This is a genomic window from Pedobacter terrestris (genome assembly GCF_052343045.1).
Classification (GTDB): Bacteria; Bacteroidota; Bacteroidia; order Sphingobacteriales; family Sphingobacteriaceae; genus Pedobacter.
Window position 1 is genome coordinate 4,976,092 of record NZ_CP180264.1, and the last position, 18,629, is coordinate 4,994,720.

At 37.8% G+C, this 18,629-nt stretch carries 16 protein-coding genes; 4 read left to right on the plus strand and 12 right to left on the minus strand.

Annotated elements, in window-relative coordinates:
* Positions 1-85: 85 nt before the first annotated feature.
* The gene (locus ACJVDH_RS21405; RefSeq protein WP_443945439.1) at positions 86-1,357 is read right to left on the minus strand and encodes a glycosyltransferase family 4 protein; all 1,272 of its coding nucleotides are present in this window, start codon (positions 1,355-1,357) and stop codon (positions 86-88) included.
* A gap of 75 nt (positions 1,358-1,432) precedes the next feature.
* Between ACJVDH_RS21405 and ACJVDH_RS21410 the strand changes: the two genes are divergently transcribed.
* Together ACJVDH_RS21410 and ACJVDH_RS21415 are read left to right on the plus strand one after the other, a co-directional pair.
* Positions 1,433-4,630, plus strand: a complete 3,198-nt coding sequence (locus tag ACJVDH_RS21410; protein WP_443945440.1) for a S41 family peptidase — start codon at positions 1,433-1,435, stop codon at positions 4,628-4,630.
* Between the two features lie 111 nt (positions 4,631-4,741).
* Entirely contained in the window at positions 4,742-5,491 is a 750-nt protein-coding gene (locus ACJVDH_RS21415; protein ID WP_443945441.1) for a methyltransferase domain-containing protein, read from the plus strand.
* A gap of 10 nt (positions 5,492-5,501) precedes the next feature.
* On the opposite strand, the gene ACJVDH_RS21420 is transcribed toward ACJVDH_RS21415, so the two are convergent.
* The 11 genes from ACJVDH_RS21420 to ACJVDH_RS21470 all read right to left on the minus strand — a co-directional run bounded on the left by ACJVDH_RS21420 (position 5,502) and on the right by ACJVDH_RS21470 (position 15,372).
* Positions 5,502-6,953 carry an alpha-L-fucosidase gene (locus ACJVDH_RS21420; RefSeq protein ID WP_443945442.1) on the minus strand — a complete coding sequence of 484 codons (1,452 nt, stop codon included), beginning with the start codon at positions 6,951-6,953 and terminating at the stop codon, positions 5,502-5,504.
* Positions 6,954-7,018: 65 nt separating this feature from the next.
* Entirely contained in the window at positions 7,019-7,921 is a 903-nt protein-coding gene (locus ACJVDH_RS21425) for a sugar transferase (RefSeq protein ID WP_443945443.1), read from the minus strand.
* A 1-nt stretch (position 7,922) separates the two neighbouring features.
* Positions 7,923-8,696, minus strand: coding sequence for a class I SAM-dependent methyltransferase (locus ACJVDH_RS21430; RefSeq protein WP_443945444.1), 774 nt, complete (start codon positions 8,694-8,696; stop codon positions 7,923-7,925).
* Between the two features lie 91 nt (positions 8,697-8,787).
* A complete protein-coding gene (locus ACJVDH_RS21435; RefSeq protein ID WP_443945445.1) occupies positions 8,788-9,435 on the minus strand; it encodes an FkbM family methyltransferase in 648 nt (215 codons plus the stop codon).
* Positions 9,432-10,751, minus strand: coding sequence for a flippase (locus tag ACJVDH_RS21440; RefSeq protein ID WP_443945446.1), 1,320 nt, complete (start codon positions 10,749-10,751; stop codon positions 9,432-9,434). Before ACJVDH_RS21440 ends, ACJVDH_RS21435 begins: the two co-directional genes overlap by 4 nt.
* Before the next feature lie 31 nt (positions 10,752-10,782).
* Positions 10,783-11,439 (minus strand): hypothetical protein, encoded by a 657-nt coding sequence (locus ACJVDH_RS21445; RefSeq protein WP_443945447.1) that lies wholly within the window; start codon positions 11,437-11,439, stop codon positions 10,783-10,785.
* Between the two features lie 39 nt (positions 11,440-11,478).
* Positions 11,479-11,997, minus strand: coding sequence for a DinB family protein (locus ACJVDH_RS21450; protein ID WP_443945448.1), 519 nt, complete (start codon positions 11,995-11,997; stop codon positions 11,479-11,481).
* 22 nt (positions 11,998-12,019) lie between these two features.
* Positions 12,020-12,718: a YjjG family noncanonical pyrimidine nucleotidase gene (locus ACJVDH_RS21455; RefSeq protein WP_443945449.1), complete on the minus strand. Its 699-nt coding sequence runs from the start codon at positions 12,716-12,718 to the stop codon at positions 12,020-12,022.
* Positions 12,719-12,756: 38 nt separating this feature from the next.
* Positions 12,757-13,401, minus strand: a complete 645-nt coding sequence (gene upp, locus ACJVDH_RS21460) for a uracil phosphoribosyltransferase (protein WP_443945450.1) — start codon at positions 13,399-13,401, stop codon at positions 12,757-12,759.
* A gap of 77 nt (positions 13,402-13,478) precedes the next feature.
* Positions 13,479-14,735, minus strand: a complete 1,257-nt coding sequence (locus ACJVDH_RS21465) for a DUF7033 domain-containing protein (protein WP_443945451.1) — start codon at positions 14,733-14,735, stop codon at positions 13,479-13,481.
* A 130-nt stretch (positions 14,736-14,865) separates the two neighbouring features.
* Positions 14,866-15,372 carry a DUF6702 family protein gene (locus ACJVDH_RS21470; protein ID WP_443945452.1) on the minus strand — a complete coding sequence of 169 codons (507 nt, stop codon included), beginning with the start codon at positions 15,370-15,372 and terminating at the stop codon, positions 14,866-14,868.
* 210 nt (positions 15,373-15,582) lie between these two features.
* On the opposite strand from ACJVDH_RS21470, the gene ACJVDH_RS21475 reads away from it, so the two are divergent.
* Positions 15,583-16,167, plus strand: coding sequence for a HupE/UreJ family protein (locus ACJVDH_RS21475; protein ID WP_443945453.1), 585 nt, complete (start codon positions 15,583-15,585; stop codon positions 16,165-16,167).
* Positions 16,168-16,177: 10 nt separating this feature from the next.
* Positions 16,178-18,550 carry a M1 family metallopeptidase gene (locus ACJVDH_RS21480; RefSeq protein ID WP_443945454.1) on the plus strand — a complete coding sequence of 791 codons (2,373 nt, stop codon included), beginning with the start codon at positions 16,178-16,180 and terminating at the stop codon, positions 18,548-18,550.
* The last annotated feature ends 79 nt before the right edge of the window (positions 18,551-18,629 follow it).

The window sequence follows — 18,629 nt, forward strand, 5'->3', positions numbered from 1 at the left end:
TATTGATTTCGCCCATCTGAATGTTATTTCCCTATAAATCTAAAAAAACAAAAGCTTTTATTCTGTAAACACTTGCCGGAATCAGCTATTTGGGTTGAAGATCAATCAAAGTTTCATATAAATTGATGTGTTCTGCTGCAATAACTTCTTCAGAAAAATCGGAAAGAATACTAAATCTGGCTGCTTTTTGAATTTCTTCTTTATTTGGACGATGGTAAAGCCATTCAATGCCATTGGCCAGATCATTGGCATTTTCATATTCTGCTAAATACCCATTTTGCATATGTTTTACCATATCCGGAATGCCGCCGGTTGTAAATGCAACAACGGGTGTTGCACAAGCCAAACTTTCCATTACGGTATTGGGCAAATTATCTTCAAGTGAGGGCGTAATGAAAGCATCTGCTGCAGAATAACATTTTGCCAGATGATCGTCTTTATTTATCGTTCCTAAAAAAGTTGTTTTAAAAGGAAATTCTGGCATTTCAGCATTGTCTTTATTGCCAAAAATAACCAGTTCTACATTTTCTTTTTTTATTCCGGGCCGGCGCGCAAGAATTTCCAATGCTTCAATAAGATAAGGTGTGCCTTTGTGTTTATCATTTTTAGAAGGCATAAAACCACTCATCAGTACAAATTTATCGGGATTGATTTTGAGTATCTTTTTCGCTTCAGATTTTACATAAGGTTTGAAAATCTGGGTTTCTATGGTGTTTGGAATAACTGAAGTTTTTCTTGTGCCCAACAAACTGCTAAATTTTATTGAATTTGCCATCCAGCGACTTGGTGCAACAATATGAAAATTTAATTCTGTATATGCTTTTTGCTTTCTGGACCAGGTTTTATGCGAAATATCGTCCTTTCCACTCATCTTTAAAATTGGACAATGACCGCATTGCTGATGGAAATTTTCGCAGCCATAACGCACATGGCAACCGCCTGTAAAAGCATTTGAATCATGAAAAGTCCAGACAATTGGTTTTTCCAGTTCGTCTAACTGGGCAAGAAATTTAGGGTTTAAAAAACCGTGATTAATCCAGTGTAAATGAATTACATCTGCATTTTTTACATCGGGATGCTGAATCACAGATCGGCCAAACCACTGTACACTAAAAGGCGTTTTTACAGATTTGCTCAACCATTTAGAAAAATAACGTTCAGAAAAGATATTGTAAACTGCTTTTGCTTTTTGAAAAGGCGTTTTAGTAAACGTATCAATTTGAGGGTTCTGACCAAATTTATAATACACCAGCACTTTAGAGTCAATCCCGGAGGCCTTGAGTGCATCACTCAACCGTAAACAAGCGCGGCCAGCGCCGCCATTTCCATCGTAGGTATTTAGGTGTACTACTTTCAAATCCTTCAAAAATACATTTTATTGTTAACGATTATAAAAACTGTTGCGTAATTTCCGCTTTTAAAGCCAAACTCCATGATTAAAACTTTTTTTAGGGCACTTTTTGCAGTTGCATGTGTGCTGCCTATACACAGTTATGCGCAAAATCAAAGTTATTTTGCAGCGTATCCAGCATTAACGCCAGATGCGCAGACAATAGTATTCAGTTATGATGGTGATATTTGGAAAGTCCCGGTTAAAGGCGGTCTGGCTTCCAGAATTACGGCTATGCAGGGCGAAGAAATTAATCCTAAAATCTCGCTAGATGGCAAATGGCTTGCCTTTTCATCTAATCAGTTTGGCAATTATGATGTGTACATTATGCCCATGTCTGGCGGAGATATTAAGCAACTTACCTTTAACGATGCAACAGACGAAGTTGACAATTGGAGCTGGGATTCCAAAACTATCTATTTCACTTCTGGCCGCTACAATTCTTTTTCAAGTTACAAAGTTGCGGCAAGCGGCGGTACCGCAATGCGCTTATTTAGCAATTATTTTAACACCACACACCATATTGCTGAAGCACCAAATGGCGAATTGTTTTTTAGCGATACCTGGGAAAGTTATCGCTTTGCGAACCGTAAGCATTACAAAGGCGCATACAATCCAGATATTCAATCATACAACCCGAAAACTAAAAGTTATAAGAGATATACAGATTATATTGGAAAAGATTTCTGGACAAGTGTAGATCAGAAAGGAAATATTTTCTTTGTTTCTGACGAAGGAAATGACGAGTATAACCTCTATACATTCATCAACGGAAAGAAAACAGGTTTAACCAGTTTTGATTCATCAATTAAAAGACCTTTTGTTTCTGCAAGTGGCACAACCGTTGTTTTTGAAAAAGATTACCAGATTTATACCTATGATGTTGCGACGAAAAAAGTGGAGAAAGTGAATATTGCAACATCGCGCAATCAGATATTAAGCAAAGACCAGGAGTATGATGTCCGTGCAAATATTTCTGCTTTTGATGCCGCTCTTGATGGGAAGAAACTTGCTTTTATCTCGCGTGGTGAACTTTTTGTGAGCGATGCAGACGGTAAATTTATCCGTAAAATTACGCATAGCGGAGAACGTGCGATGGAATGTAAATGGATGGCCGATAATAAAACCATTTTGTTTAGTCAAACGTCTAATGGCTACCAAAACTGGTTTACTGTAACTGGAGATGGAAAAAGTACACCGAAACAGATTACGACAGATAAAGCCAATAACCGCGATATTTCTTTTAATAAAAGCAAAACCATGGCCGTTTATTTAAGCGGAAGAAATGAATTGAGGTTGATGGATTTAAAAACAATGACCAGTAAAACCGTTGTTAATGATGAGTTTTGGGCTTTTCAGAATACGCCGCCAAGTTTTTCTCCGAATGATGAATATTTGTTGTTTACCGTATACCGTAATTTTGAACAAGATATTCTGGTACACCACATTAAAAATAATAAAACCATCAATTTAACCAATACCGGCGTAAGCGAAACAAATGCGGCCTGGTCGCCAGATGGGAAATATATCTTTTTCACAAGCGATCGTACCAAACCTGCTTATCCAACAGGAATGAGTCAACCGCATATTTACAGGATGGCACTTGATTATTATAATGAGCCATTTCGTTCTGATAAATTTGATGATTTATTTAAAGAAAATAAACCAGAACCTAAAGATGTTAAACCAGGTTTAGACACTGAAAAGGACGATAAAAAAAGCAAGAAAACAGATTCAGCCAAGAAAAAAGACGAGCTTAAACCTACACCAAAACCTGCAAGTATTATCACAATTAATACTCAGGATATTTTAGACCGTGTAGAATTGGTAAGTCCAAATTTTGGCGGGCAATATGGTACAGATGTATTTGCCAAAGGCGATAAAACTTATGTTTTTTATACCTCAAACCATGAAGGCGGTGCGCGCGCAATGTACCGAACAATTATTGAACCTTTTGAAGCCAATAAAACGGAGAAAGTTAGCGATGGTGGCGATTATTCTATTATCCAGTCTGGAGATAAGTTTTTTACCTTAACCCGCGGCGTAATCGGGAAATACAATCTTGATGCAAATAAACTAGATAAATTAGATCATTCATACAAATTTACCAGAAACCTGAATGCCGAGTTTAATCAGATGTTTTATGAAACCTGGGTAGGTTTGGATGAAAACTTTTACGATGAAAATTTCCATGGCGTAAATTGGGAAAAGATGAGATCTCGCTATGCGGCTTATCTTCCATACGTAAACAACAGAAGTGATTTAAGAATTTTATTGAATGATATGCTGGGCGAATTAAATTCTTCGCACATGGGTTTCAATAGTTCTGGAGCAGAAGAGCGCAAAAATCTAAATTACATCACAAACGAAACTGGAATTATTTTCGATAACGAACAGCCATTCAAAATTGCAAGAGTTGCAGCTAAAAGTAATGCTTTTTCCAATACAGATATTAAACCGGGCGATGTATTGAAAGCCGTAAATGGTGTAACGGTTGATGAGAAAATTGATCGGGATTATTATTTCAGTAAGCCATCTTTAGATAAAGAAATGACCTTGACTTTAGAACGGAATGGAAAAGAAATGTACGCCAATGTACATCCGGAAAGTTCGGCTTCTTTACGCAATAATCTGTATGATGAGTGGATTAGCAATAACCGCAAGAACGTAGATAAGTGGGGAAACAACCGCATTGCATATTCTTATATGAAAAATATGAGTGGTGGAGAGTTGGAACGTTTTTTACTGGATATGGTAGCTCAGGAAGAAAATAAAGATGCAATTATTTTAGATCTGCGGTACAATACAGGCGGAAACGTGCATGACGATGTTTTGAAATTTCTGTCACAGCGGCCATATCTTCAATGGAAATACCGTGGAGGTAAAATGGCGCCACAAAGCAATTTCGGCCCTGCGGTTAAACCAATTGTATTGCTAACCAATGAGCAATCTTTAAGCGATGCAGAGATGACTGCTGCGGGTTTTAAACAACTTAAACTCGGCAAAATTATTGGTACAGAAACCTATCGCTGGATTATTTTCACTTCTGCAAAAGGTTTGGTAGATGGTTCTTCTTACCGTTTGCCATCTTGGGGCTGTTATACAATGGACGGTAAAAACATAGAAAAAGAAGGTGTAAAGCCAGATATTTATGTTAAAAATACTTTTGAAGATCGTTTGGCAGAGCGAGATCCGCAACTGGAAAAAGCAGTAGCAGAAATTTTAAAAGATTTAAAATAGTATCATCCTCAATTGCTGTATTGTTGAAGCGCGCATTTCAACAATACAGCAATCGAGGCTTTATAAATTCATATTCTTTCCGTTTCTTTGGAATTGGATTCAAATTAAAAAATGGCAAATTTATTAACAGACAGAGCGTTTTGGGTAAGTTATTGGGAAAGTAAAAAAGGACTTGCAGTTCAACTTCCGGCCAATTATTTGTTTCATCAGCAATTGAGTGAAATCATTCAGAAAGAAAAGGTTAAAAATGCGATAGAACTGGGTGGTTTTCCGGGTTATTATGCCGTTTTTCTAAAAAAATATTTTAAGCTCGATGTCACGTTGCTTGATTATTTTGTACATCCTCCAGTTGTGCATGAACTGTTGCAAAAAAATCAGATGCAAGCGCAGGACATTCATATTATCGAAACTGATTTGTTTAACTATACACCAGAAAAACAATATGATTTGGTATTAAGTTGCGGATTAATAGAGCACTTTAACGATACAGAAGACATCATCAAAAGGCATATTGCTTTTGTAAAAAGCGGCGGCACCTTATTTATCACTTTGCCAAATTTTAAGGCGGTAAATGGTTGGTTCCAGAAGAAGTTCGATAAAGAAAACTACGATAAGCATAATATCAATAGCATGGACCCAGAGTTATTGAAAGATATCTGTGAACGTGCTGGATTGCAGGAAGTAAAATCCGGATATTTCGGTCGTTTTAGTGTATGGCTGGAAAATGAAAATCAAAAATCTACTGCCGTTCGGGTATTCAAAAAAGTAACCTGGCTTGCCGGAAAAATCTTGACTAAAATTGTTCCTTTCGAAAGTAAAAATCTTTCGCCTTATATTATTCTTACAGCAACAAAATATTGATTTTTCCTGGTTATTTAGCGAACTTATATAAACCAAATTCGCTAAGTGTAAGACATACCGGCGATTTTGTTATGCTGAGCTTAACTTTACTGCTGGTTACCGGAACATCTAATTTTACCAATCGTCTTGCGCCGATGCTGGTCCCTTCATAGATACTTTCCCAACGGTTATTTTTCCATATTTCCATGGTAAAACCTTCTATACGCTGCCCCAAGGGGATATATTCGCGAAGGCTCACAACATCGAAAGTTGTTTCTGTACCCAAATCCAATTCCAATGTTGCGGAATGAATCTGATCACTGCTTGCCCAATAACTTTCTTTTTTATTGTCCAGGATATTTGCTGCACTAAATTTTTTACCACGCGTATCACTTGCAAGTACAGTTGCGTTTTTGGCCAGGTTTTGTGCAAAAGTGTGTTTTAGTATATCGCCAAAGCCTTTAAGTGCAGCAACATCATCATCGTGTAATTGTCCGCGGGTATCTGGTGCCAAACCAAGGTCTAAGCCGGCGCCGCGGCCAACACTTTTCAGGTACAAATCAAATAACATATCTGCTGTCTTGGGCTGTTCATTTTCATGATAAAACCAACCTCTTCTTAAAGGAACGTCGCATTCTGCTGGCATCCAGAATTTTCCGTTTCTAATTCCTATCGGGCTTTGTGGATAATTTGCTTGTCCGGGAACAGCAACATTTTTACCATCAGGTGCTATAGGCGTGAAGGTTGCCCAGCTCGTTTCAGCAGCACGGCCATTTTCATTTCCAACCCAACGTATATCTAAACCAATATCACTGAAAATGTTGGCCATAGGTTGCATCTTTCTGGTAATTGCCCAAGTGTTTTCCCAATCGTAATATGTGGTATTGTCTGTAGAACGTTTTTCTTTTGCGCCACCATAATAGCCGTCCCCACCATTTGCGCCATCGTGCCAGCTCATAAACAATTTGCCAAAGTTGCTGTACAATTCTTTGAGTTGGGCCTGGTAAATGGAAAGATACTGATCAGTTCCGTACAAGGCGTTATTTCTATCCCAAGGCGAGCAATAAACGCCAAACTGCATGCCATTTTTGCGAACCGCTTGTTCTACTTCTTTTACTAAATTTCCTTTACCATTTCTGAAAGGGCTTTTGCTGATATTGTATTCAGTGGTTTTTGTTGGCCATAAGGCAAAACCATCGTGGTGCTTGGCCACCAAAATAATCCCTTTTAGACCTCCATCTTTAGCGGCTTTTATAATTTGATCGGCATTAAAATCGCTCGGATTGAAACTTTTCGGATCGGCATCGCCAAAACCCCATTCTTTGTTTTCAAAAGTTGTTGGAGTAAAATGGATTAAACCATATACTTCTAAATCATGCCAGGCCAATTGTCTTTTTGATGGCAAAGCGCCATAAGGTTCTGGTGCGAGTTGTGCTTGTGCAAATGTGCTGAGAAAAATAAGGAGTAAAGGAATAAATTTCATTTTGGTTTAGGAGTTGGAATTTCGAAACTACAAACTAAGCCTATTAAAAATATCAGTCATATTGGCTATTTGTTAAGTTTTTCGGTAACAAATCGTTTAATTCTTGCCCATAACGAACCTTTTCTGTTGGCTAGAAATGATTTAATTTTTTCGTAAACAATTGTATCCTCTTCGATTTGTGCAGGGAAATCAGTAATGGCATTTGGGTTAATTTGTACGTTGTAGATATCATTAATTCCAGAATGCACACCGGTACCGTCATGACCAATATTGTTTACAAGCGATTGAGAAGGGTTCAGTGTTAAGCCACCTTTTAAGAAAATAGATGCATACCATCTAATGGCCCAACTGTTGTTCTTGCCGGTTTTAAATTCCTTCATTTGTTTCCAGAAATTCATTGTATTATCTATCGCAAAGGCGGATTTTTTCTGCGCATCGAACTGTTTCATCAATACATCTATATTAGGCTCAAAATGTTGCCAGGCACGTTGCCATGTTGCCCAACCCCAACTTGTTGCGGCTCTGAAAAAAAATGTTTCGGGTAGGTTTTCGCCTTTAAGCGGATACATGTATGCGCCAATATGCATTACCTTTTCTTCAGTTTCGTAACGCGTTAAGCCATCATTAAAATACAAAAGAGTATTAGGAGCACTAACCAAATCATCCTCAAAAACAATTACTTTCCCGTATTGAGAAATGAGTTCTGTTACGCCGGCAATGACGGAGTTGGCCAGCCCGATATTTTGTTCTCGTAGAATAATTTTTACAGATTTAAACCCTTCCACATTCTGAATCACATCGCGTACTGCCTCTACTTTTTCATTGTCTTGCGGCGTTTTTGGCCCGTCAGAAAAAATGTAAAGCCGACTGTCGACAGCCAGGTGGTTTTGTTTTAAAAATTTTAACGTACGTGCGGTATGCTGTGGTCTGTTGTAAACAAAAAGTGCTATTGGTGCGAGGTTTTGCATATTAAAATATCTGCAGTTTTGAATCTGATTTCTGCGTAAGAACGGTATAAGCACTGGCAAATTGCTCTTGTTTTTTTTTGCCAAAAATATTTCCTAAAATTATTTTGAGCCAATATTCCAAGTCGATTTTTAATGTCTTTGTTAAGATTTTCGGCTTTTTGCCGTTTACAAAAGCATTGAATTTTGAAACTTCGGGTTTGGTGAGTGTAATTTTATCTTTAATAATTTTTAAACCTTCGCTCTGTAATAAAAACCTTAATGAAGTTGGTGTATACATGTTAATGTGGCCGTAATCCAAAAAGTGTTTCATACGTTTATCTACATCAAAGCGATAATCGCGAGGTACTTCAACTACTATATATTTAGCCACTCTTTTAATTTCGCGAAGTAAAATTCTCTCGTGTTCTACATGTTCCAAAACGTGACTTAGAATAACTAAATCGAAAGAATTATCTGGATAGGGGATTTGATAGCCATCAAAAGTTTTGGCTTCTACAAGAGATTTAAGCTTTCTGGATTGGATTAAATCTACACCGCTTTGTGCAATTTCTAATGCGAAAAGTTGATCGGCAAATTGCCATTCATCCAGAAAATGCAGGATACTGCCGTCGCCGGCACCAACTTCCAGAACTTTTGTTGGCCGTATATTGCCAGAAGTTACATCAACAATGTTACGGGCTTTGTATTTTGCGCCCAACATACGCCATTCTACATCGTTATTGGTGTAAAAATTATCGTAGGCAGATTTTATATTTGTACTTAAAGGCTCTATCATTGATCACAAATATAACTTTTGGCAAGTATATTTATTAAGAAAGTAATTTAAGAGATATTTAAGCCCTCTTTAATTTTTTGATAGATTAAAATTATATGGAAAGGCAGTTTTGTGCTTTATAAAAAACAGAAGTTGCTTTCTCGTAAAACAAACCTGGAGAAATGCCACTAAAATACAGTTCTTTAAAACCCTGTTGAATTAAAAATGATCGGGCTTCATTGTAAACTTCTCGCTCACTATCATCCAATACTAAAACTCCGCTTGTAGATAATGCATTAACACTATGCTTACAGCAGTTTACGCGGTCGCGGCCATCAACAATTATAATGTCGTATTTTTTATTTAATGTTGATGCTTTTTTTGAATATTCTCCATTGGTCTCAAGTTCGCAAAAAATAATATTTGCATTTTCAGGGCTTGAGTTTTTTACATTATCAAACCAGCCTTTGTCATGTTCAACAGAGGTAACAGACTTTGCCCTTTCAGCATAAAATATTGTAGAACTTCCTGAGCCGTACTCGAAAATATCTAAACTCTTATTAATCCGATTTTTGATAAAATCTATAAAGGAATACGTAACCCAAGGCAGAGCTTTTCCGTTTCCGTCTACTGCCCGTTTCTGGTCGAATGCCGTAAACCATCCGATGTTTACCAAATAACCCTTGTGCCCATATGATAGTAATGCTTTGAGCCTGCTTGGGTTTGTAATTAGGGACCTTAATGCTTTAAAAGTGTTCAACGTTTAAAAATTTTTTGATAAGATGAGATCAAAAATAATGATTTTAACATCATTATACCCTGTTGACGTGTTTTTGCGACAAATAAGAGATAAAAAGACGATATTATTTGTGCAATTAAGGTAGCAATAGACGCGCCAATTCCTCCGTAAAGTGGTATAAACCAAAAGTTTAATAGGATATTTACGATCGCGCCTAGAGCTGTGCGTATAAAGGAAATTTTAGTATAACCTTCGGCAAGTAAATACTGACTGCTGGCTACACCAAGAAATGTGAAAATGCCAGACCAGATGTGTATGGAAAGCATTTGATCAGCACCTTGAAATTGATTTCCATAAAGTATTTTAATTATAAAGCTTGCGGTAAAGGAAACAAAAAGTGCAACAGGTAAGCTTATTGCAATTAATAAGTCGTAAAGGTTTTGTAGTCTTTTGATATATCTTTCAGTATCCGTTTTTCTGGCATGAACAATTGCAGGGAAAACGGAAGTTACAATGGCTACGGGAATGAAATACCATGCTTCGCTAATTTTTGCCGCGGCGCTATACACACCCACGGCTGCGCTTCCCTCACTTTTGAGCATTACCTGGTCAATTTTCATATAAATAGAAACCATCACTGCTGACAGGATAAGCGGAAAGGATTGCTTTAGTAAAGATTTTGCGCGTTCAGTTTTAAATTTCCAATTCAGAAGATTCAGGCCTTTGTTATGGTACATAAGGAGTAATCCCACTGCTAAAGCTAAACCATCAAATACTAAAGCCCAGGCAAACCAAATCACATCAGCATGCAGATATACCAACAGGATTTTGATACCTGCAGATACGATAACACAGATGTTCTGAACATGAACAACGTATTTGGATTGAACCTGCGACTGAAAATAGGAATCGATTATATTAAATGACTTGAAAAAAGAAGCGAAAGAAAGTAAAGCAACAATTAGCGTTAAGGGTTTATTATCACCAGCAGAAAAATGATGTAAAAAAAGATAAATACCAATTGAAACAGGAATAACAAGAAGATTTACGGCAAGACGAAGCCAGAGTGATGTCCCCAAGATTTCATCTCTTTTTTGAGGCTCGTTAATAATTTCGCGGATAATGAAAGAGTCAAGGCCAAGCGTTCCAACTGCTGCAGTAATGGCTGTTAAAGCATCTGCAAAACTCAAATCTCCAAATGAAATCGGACCGAGAAAGCGCGCAACAATAAAGCCGATTACCATACTCAGGATTTTCCCGAACATTAACCAACCGGTATTTTTTAGGTATTTCTCAAACGCCGCTTCATCAAAACCTTTTATTGTAGGAAATTTCATTGGCACAAAGATGTGAAAAAAAGCGCGTTTATTAACTCAATGGCGCGCCCACTGCAATATCACATCTGTGGCCTGTTTCGCCATGTTTTGGGTTTAACTTTACTTCGGTATTTCCGGAGGTGGATTTCAATTCCGGCGCTGCTGCAGCTTGTGTTGTGGTTTGCACAGGTTTAGAATCTAGCGGTACACCAACTGCAATATCACAACGGTGATTCGGTTGCCCGTGCGGTGGATTTATATTTTTTCCTGTTTGAACGTAAGCAACCTGTGTTTTCTTGGGTGGCAATTGTTTAACAGCTGTTTCTACAGGTTTAGAATCTAACGGTGCACCTACGGCAATATCGCAGCGGTGATTCGGTTGTCCATGTGCTGGATTTAGTTTTTTCCCTTCTGTATTTGAAACTGCCAGAGCGGGCGACTGCGTTTGTACAACTGCGGGTTTGGGCTGCGGTTTCGCAACACTATTTAAAGGAGCGCCAACAGCTAAGGCGCAATTGTGGCCCGCTTGGCCATGCGGCGGATTAAAAATTAATACGGTATTTGTATTTGTTTCTGGAGCCTTTTCGGCATTGTTCCGAATGTTTTGCGCCGCCGAAGGATTAAAACTGCCCGTTTGGGGATTGTCTTTTTTTGGAGATTGGCATGCCGATAAACCACCAAGCAAGCAAACATAGAGAAGTTTTTTCATGACCGTTAATTTGGATGTACACAAATATGCCGAAAAAAATCAGGCTTTAAAACTCCTTTCAATTCGCTCAAGTTGTTTTAAATGATGTTTGAGATGAACTTCAATAAAACGAAACCATTGTTTTGCGTTAAGATAGCCAAGTCTGGGATGTTTTGTTTTCACCTGTTGGTTTCCGTCAGGCAATGTTATCCAGGTTTTTTTCAACGCCTCTTCAAACTCCAGAATGAAATCTAAAGCTTCAGTTTTACTGATTTTTTTTACACGATCTACCAAGCGTTTGGGTACTTTATATTTTTTCCCCGGTGGCAATGAACCGAAAAAAAGAATTAGTTTAACTGCAAAATGTGTCGGTTTTATTTCTCCTTTTCCCTTCAGGGCATTGTTCATCGCAATTAAAGAAAGCAAGCTCGAATCGAAAATGTGCGCGTATACTTCGCTATAACTCCACCCACCAATTGGTGGCGTTTTGTCGAAAATCTCATCTGGATATCCCGATAGTTTGGCGCTGTAAAAAGCAATTATCTTATCTAAAGATTTTTTGATTTTCGAAGATGTCATTCAATAAAGATAGACGAATTGACTAGAAAAACTGCAACAATTCGTTTAATTGCATAATCTCTTGTTTAACGTCTGCTGGCTTTTCCTTTTTCATCGGATTGAAGAAAATCGCATCCATTCCGAAATTCATTGCACCGTAAATATCGGCTTCTAAACTATCGCCAATCATAATACTTTCTGCTTTGCTGGTTTTCGCTTTATCCAAAGCATATTCAAATATCAGCGGATGGGGTTTGTTTACGCCAACATCTTCAGAAATGATCACATTGTGAAAATATGGATTTAAGCCAGATACATTCATCTTGGTTAAAGTGGTTTCTTTGAAACCATTTGAGATAATGTGAAGGATATATTTCTGTTGCAAATAAGCAAGAACAGTTTCAGCGCCTTCAAATAAATTGGTTTTTGTCGGCGAAATATTTACATAATCGTCTTCAAATTTCTGCGGAACTGCATCTGGATGAATACCGAGCTGTATAAAGGTTTTGCTAAACCGTTCTGCGCGCAAGAACTCTTTGGTAATTTTACCCAAATGATAATCTGCCCAAAGTAAATGGTTGTTTTCAGTATATCTGGAAATAAAATCATCGCAAGAATTCAAACCCAGTTTTTGCAATTTGTAGGTTTCATAAAGTTCCTTCAGGGTTTCTTCCGCATTGCGGTCAAAATCCCAGAGGGTATGATCCAGATCAAAAAAGATGTGTTTTTTATGGTGGTGCATATTGGCGTTAAAGTTCGTTATTTTTTCTAAACGGCATACTAAACCTTTTCGCCATAGGCTAAATCTCCTGCATCGCCCAATCCGGGCACAATGTAAGATTTGCTGGTCATTTCCTCATCAATTGCGCCCAGCCAGAGATTTGCTTGCGGTAAATTTGCCTTCACGTAGGTAACGCCTTGTGTGCTTGCAATTGCGGCGACAATGTGTAACTCCGCAATTTTGTATCTATTCAGCAATTCTTTACAACAGTTTACCATGCTTTGGCCTGTGGCCAGCATTGGGTCTGCCATAATCAGAACTTTTCCGTCCAGGTTTGGTGTAGAGATGTAATCCATTTGAATACTAAAAGCTCCATTGCTGGCTACTTTTCTGTAGGCAGAGATAAAGCAACAATCTGCTTTATCAAAAATGTTGAGCAAACCTTGTTGCATCGGAAGGCCTGCACGTAAAATCGTTGCAAGAACGGGTTGTTGTGCAAGGATTTGACTGCGAGAAATACCCAGCGGAGTGGTAATTTCTTTTTCAGTATAATGCAATGATTTGCTCACTTCATAGGCAAAAAATTCGCCCAAACGTTCCAGGTTTTTTCTAAAACGCATAGAATCTTTCTGCACATTTACGTCGCGAAGTTCGGCTACAAAAGTATTTGCAATAGAGGTTATTTTGCTCAGATCAAATATCATACGTTCTTTTCTGGCTTGTACCAGAATGGCGCAAATTACTAAAAGTATTCTGATAGAATGGAGATGTAGCAGTTAAATTAAGGGGCTATAGAATGAAAAATTTCGGCAAGTTTTTTGTATTTCTCAGATCCGGAAATGTTTTTTAACGCCCAGCAAATGGTGAATACGCCACTTACACCGCGTATTGTATTTTCATAATTCAATATTTCATTTTGGGCCTCGCGAGGGGAAATTCCGGAAAGATATTTACTGGTTAAACAGTAACTATTGATTTGTAAAGAAGTTACTTTTTCGAGTTGAAGATCGTACCAATTGAACGGTGTACAGGTTCCGGCGCGGAAACCGGCGACATCAACATAACCCATAGAATAATCTGTAGAAACACCCAAATTAAGTACATTCAGGTAACAAGTTGGGAGTTTTAAAGGCTCAAGCTGTAAACTGATTGTATTTGTTTGTGCCGGTTGGATGCTTTTTAATATTCCGGCGGCGGTTTTAAATACTCTTATTTTTTCTTGGTGATCAATACATGGCCTTAACAAACCAATTTGATGAGTTTCCAAAACTTTGGAGAGCGCTTTTATTGGGATAAATGAGGACTCTACGCTCGGTAGATTTAGAAAAAATAGCAGTCTGTCTGGCTTTTTCCGAAGTGAGGGATTTAGTTGATTAAGTACTTTTACCGGATTAACCTCTAAACCGGTAATTTCATCAAACTTTCCATTGAGATACGAATTGTCTTTACTGAGCAATGCATTGCTGAAAAATTTCAGTTTATTGCTGAATCCTGCCGGGATAGTTGGCGAAATCTGAACAGTAACTATCGGTTTTACCGTAAATTTTTTAAATAAAAATCTAAATTCCGGGTAACGTTTGCTGATGATACTTTTAAGTATGAGCGCCCATTCGTCTACAATTGGACGATCGAGGATTTTGAGTTTGTACTGCAGACTTTTTGATGCCTTGAAATCGCCTTTTTCCTTTTGCGCATAAATGTATTCCTCATATCTTGAAACAAAATAGAAAGAAGCCGCAAAAACATCAAAGGGTAAAGCAGAGTTTTGCACCGGAAATGGAACCTGGTAATCGCCAAAGGAAACCAACTTAGGCACAATTTCTTCCAATTTATTGCTCAGCAGAAAGGAGGCGCTTTTAAAAAATAATTCATCGCCAAGTGGCTGATCTGCATACGTTATTTTAAAGTGCTTACTTTGCAGATAATATTGACGGTTGCCTGTAAATTCTACTTCCGTTTTAAGGATTTCTTTAAAAATAAAGGTGAAAATATATTTGATCCGTGAAGTTAAAATCGGAGAGAAAACAATCAGGTGCATAGCTTATCTGGCGAAGAAAAATCTTCATTTAAGTGTACAACAATTTTCCTCTCGGAAATATTTTTTGTTAAGAGCGTTGCAAGAGTTAACTTAATTTAAACGCCGCTCTCTTTTAATACAAATTCTGAAGTTAAAAGTTTGCTGCGAATTTTCGGTCAGGATATAATATTTTTGAACTTTTTCTAACTGATCCATTAACCAAATGAACAATACTCATCTGATCTTCAAACTGATCATATAAAATAGTGTCTGTTATTTCCATTGATTTCACTGCAGCAGTTTTAGGTACTTCAAGATAAACGTTTGTGGCTTCATGGTCTTGTTCAAAACCAAGATAATTCATTACCACTGTTTTTCCGTTTACACGAAGTTGAACATGCGTTGCGAGGTATTTTTTTACCAGTTCATCCATTCCGTTTTTTAGTGCCGGATTAGACAAATCGGTTTTTTGCTTGTACAGTTTGGATAAAACCGCTTCAAAGTCATCAGAGAAAATCCGGCAACTTATTTCCAGGTTTTTTTCTTTCGCGTTGTAATTTACTTCCGTTGTGCTCACATGCAAGGGATGTTTGGTTCCTGCACTCAATGAGATGCCAATGAAGAGTAAAAAAAACAGGCTATACTTAAATTTTGACATGATGTTGGCCGGGTTCTAAGATATGTTTTGCAAAATTACGACATAAAACGTGTTAGTTTACGCTCAAATTCTGTTTAAGAGAAGGGTTTTTAGGTTAAAAATGGTAACAAATTTGGGATTATTGTCATAGATTTTTGTATACATTACCGTTTCTGTGATTTATACTTTAATTTTAAACTTTAATGTAATTCATCTCCAATCAATCGCTAAATGCCTTTACAAGATTTCGTTTTCTATTTTAAATTAGGATGGGAACATATTATCAGTCTAGATGCTTTAGATCACCAGCTTTTTATTCTGGCACTTGTTGCAATTTACAGTTATCAGAATGTAAAACAAGTGTTGATTTTGGTTACCGCTTTTACTATTGGTCATTCACTAACGCTTTTGCTTAGCGTAATGGATATTATCCGTTTTGAAAGCAAATGGGTAGAGTTTCTTATTCCCTGCACCATTGTTTTTACTGCGGTAAGCAATTTGTTCAGAAGAAATTTTTCAATGAAATCTGTAAGAATCAATTATTTTCTGGCGCTTGGCTTCGGACTTATTCATGGAATGGGATTTGCAAACTCTATCCGCATGATGTTGGCTAAAGACCAGAACATTGGCTGGGGATTATTTGGGTTTAACATTGGTTTGGAAGCCGGGCAGGTTGCGCTTGTATTGGTTATTTTGCTATTTACATTGATATTATTTAATTACACAAAAATTAAACGAATGAGTTGGGTGCTGTTTGTTTCAGCATCCGTTTTTAGTTTAGCCTTAAAAATGGCTTTAGAACGCATTCCTTTTTAACAAAACATATATGAATAAACTGTTTACTTTAACCGGCCTTCTGCTTTTTTCCGGAAGCCTGGTGTTTGCTCAGAACATACAGAATAATCCGGGCAGCAACCACGGGAATAAATTTGAGCAATTGGGTACTATTCTGCCTACGCCGAATGAACAACGAACAGCAAGTGGCGCGCCAGGTATAAAATATTGGCAGCAACGCGCAGATTACAACATTAAATGTGAGCTGGATGAGAAGAATCTTCTGCTTACAGGTGCAGAAACGGTAACCTATACCAATAACTCGCCAGATCCGCTAACGTATATTTGGTTGCAGCTGGATGAAAATGAACACAGTACAGATAAGAGTTCCAATTATCAGGATGCAACAAAAATGCCAGCAAACGGAACTGTAGAATCTTTAGAACGCTTAAGCAGTAAAACAAACAATGGTTACGGAATTAACATTGTGAAGATTAGCGATGCTCTTGGTAAAAACCTAAAGTATACTGTGAACAAAACGATGATGCGTGTCGATTTGCCAGCACCACTCAGAACCGGGCAAAAATTCATTTTCAATATCGATTGGAATTATAAAATTACCGACAGAATGAGCGTAGGCGGCCGTGGTGGATACGAATTTTTTCCTACAGATGGAAACTATCTCTTCACCATGACGCAATGGTATCCGCGGTTATGTGTATACAGCGATTTCCAGGGCTGGCAAAATCACCAGTTTACCGGAAGAGGGGAATTTGCCCTAACTTTTGGCGATTTTAAAGTGCAAATGACGGTGCCTGCTGATCACCTTGTTGGTGCAACAGGTGAGTGTATTAATTACAGTGCTGTACTTAATCCAACACAACTTGCGCGCTACAACAAAGCAAAAACAGCTACAGAGCCGGTAGAAATCCAAACCCTCGCAGAAGCTAAAACTGCTGAAGCTAAAAAAGCAACAGCGAAAAAGACATGGGTTTTTCAAGCCAGTAATGTACGTGATTTTGCCTGGACAGCATCGCGTAAATTTATTTGGGATGCTATGCCACAAAAAATTCAAGCCAATAACAATACTGTTATGTGTATGAGTTTTTATGGAAAAGAGGCTTATAACCTGTACAGTAAATTTTCTACGCGGGCAGTTGCACACACAATAAAAACATATTCTGATTTTACCATTCCATATCCTTATCCGGTTGCACAAAGTATAGAAGCGGCAAATGGAATGGAATACCCGATGATTTGTTTCAATTACGGGCGTACAGATGCAGATGGAACCTACAGCGAAAGCACAAAAAACGGAATGTTAGGTGTAATTATTCATGAAGTAGGGCATAATTTCTTCCCGATGATTGTGAATAGCGATGAACGTCAATGGACTTGGATGGATGAAGGTTTGAATTCTTTTGTAGAATACCTTACAGAAGAACTTTGGGACAATAAATTTCCAAGCAAAAAAGGCCCGGCTTATACGATTGTAGATTACATGAAACTACCGAAAGATGAATTGGAACCTATTATGACCAATTCTGAAAACATAACCCGTTTTGGTCCAAATGCGTATTCAAAACCTGCAACCGGATTGAATATTCTGCGCGAAACCATTATGGGGCGTGAGTTATTTGATTATGCATTTAAAGAATATGCCAGAAGATGGGCATTTAAACATCCGGAACCGGCAGATTTATTTCGTACGATGGAAGATGCCAGCGGCGAAGATTTAGATTGGTTTTGGAGAGGTTGGTTTTACGGAACAGATCCTTGTGATATTTCTTTAGACAGTGTGAAATTTGCGAAAGCAGATTTCCCGAAAGAAATTCCAGCTGCCAGAGCACGCATGGTAAAAATGGATAAACCTGCCGTAAATGCTTTTGAAGATATTTCTAAAATCCGCAATAAAGGCGATAAAACAATTGGCTTCTATGTAGATAAAAATCCGTCTGCTCAAGATTTTTATTATAAATACGATAGGGGAATGGTGAGTGTTGATACCACCATAACCACTAAAATGGAAACCCAATTGCCGTACGATGTTGTTCCGGCTTCAGAACAGGATCAATACAAAAATAAGTTCTTATACGAACTGAGCTTTAGTAATAAAGGCGGATTGGTTATGCCAATTATTGTAGAGTTTACGTACAAAGACGGAACTAAAGAATTGGATCGCATTCCGGCTCAGATCTGGAGACACAATGAATTGAAAACCTCTAAGTTTTACGTTAAAGACAAAGAGGTAGAATCTATTCTAATTGATCCATTACGTGAAACAGCAGATATTGACACCAGTAACAATAGCTGGGGAGGCAAAGCTAAAGAAAGTAAATTCCATGCTTTCAAAGCAAAAGCCGGAGGTGCCGTTAGGGGCCAGTCTGTTGGTAAAAACCCAATGCAACAAGCTGCGGGCAAATAACACAGATTTCTTTTTATCAATCCCTTATTGCCAATAGAAATGGCGATAAGGGATTTTTTATTTCCGCGCCGCATTGTAT

Bases quoted from the DNA above. Each gene is read 5' to 3' on its own strand.
- ACJVDH_RS21410 (WP_443945440.1), top strand. From the start codon at position 1,433: ATGATTAAAACTTTTTTTAGGGCACTTTTTGCAGTTGCATGTGTGCTG.
- ACJVDH_RS21415 (WP_443945441.1), top strand. From the start codon at position 4,742: ATGGCAAATTTATTAACAGACAGAGCGTTTTGGGTAAGTTATTGGGAA.
- ACJVDH_RS21420 (WP_443945442.1), bottom strand. From the start codon at position 6,953: ATGAAATTTATTCCTTTACTCCTTATTTTTCTCAGCACATTTGCACAA.
- ACJVDH_RS21425 (WP_443945443.1), bottom strand. From the start codon at position 7,921: ATGCAAAACCTCGCACCAATAGCACTTTTTGTTTACAACAGACCACAG.
- ACJVDH_RS21430 (WP_443945444.1), bottom strand. From the start codon at position 8,696: ATGATAGAGCCTTTAAGTACAAATATAAAATCTGCCTACGATAATTTT.
- ACJVDH_RS21440 (WP_443945446.1), bottom strand. From the start codon at position 10,751: ATGAAATTTCCTACAATAAAAGGTTTTGATGAAGCGGCGTTTGAGAAA.
- ACJVDH_RS21445 (WP_443945447.1), bottom strand. From the start codon at position 11,439: ATGAAAAAACTTCTCTATGTTTGCTTGCTTGGTGGTTTATCGGCATGC.
- ACJVDH_RS21450 (WP_443945448.1), bottom strand. From the start codon at position 11,997: ATGACATCTTCGAAAATCAAAAAATCTTTAGATAAGATAATTGCTTTT.
- ACJVDH_RS21455 (WP_443945449.1), bottom strand. From the start codon at position 12,718: ATGCACCACCATAAAAAACACATCTTTTTTGATCTGGATCATACCCTC.
- upp (WP_443945450.1), bottom strand. From the start codon at position 13,401: ATGATATTTGATCTGAGCAAAATAACCTCTATTGCAAATACTTTTGTA.
- ACJVDH_RS21465 (WP_443945451.1), bottom strand. From the start codon at position 14,735: ATGCACCTGATTGTTTTCTCTCCGATTTTAACTTCACGGATCAAATAT.
- ACJVDH_RS21470 (WP_443945452.1), bottom strand. From the start codon at position 15,372: ATGTCAAAATTTAAGTATAGCCTGTTTTTTTTACTCTTCATTGGCATC.
- ACJVDH_RS21475 (WP_443945453.1), top strand. From the start codon at position 15,583: ATGCCTTTACAAGATTTCGTTTTCTATTTTAAATTAGGATGGGAACAT.
- ACJVDH_RS21480 (WP_443945454.1), top strand. From the start codon at position 16,178: ATGAATAAACTGTTTACTTTAACCGGCCTTCTGCTTTTTTCCGGAAGC.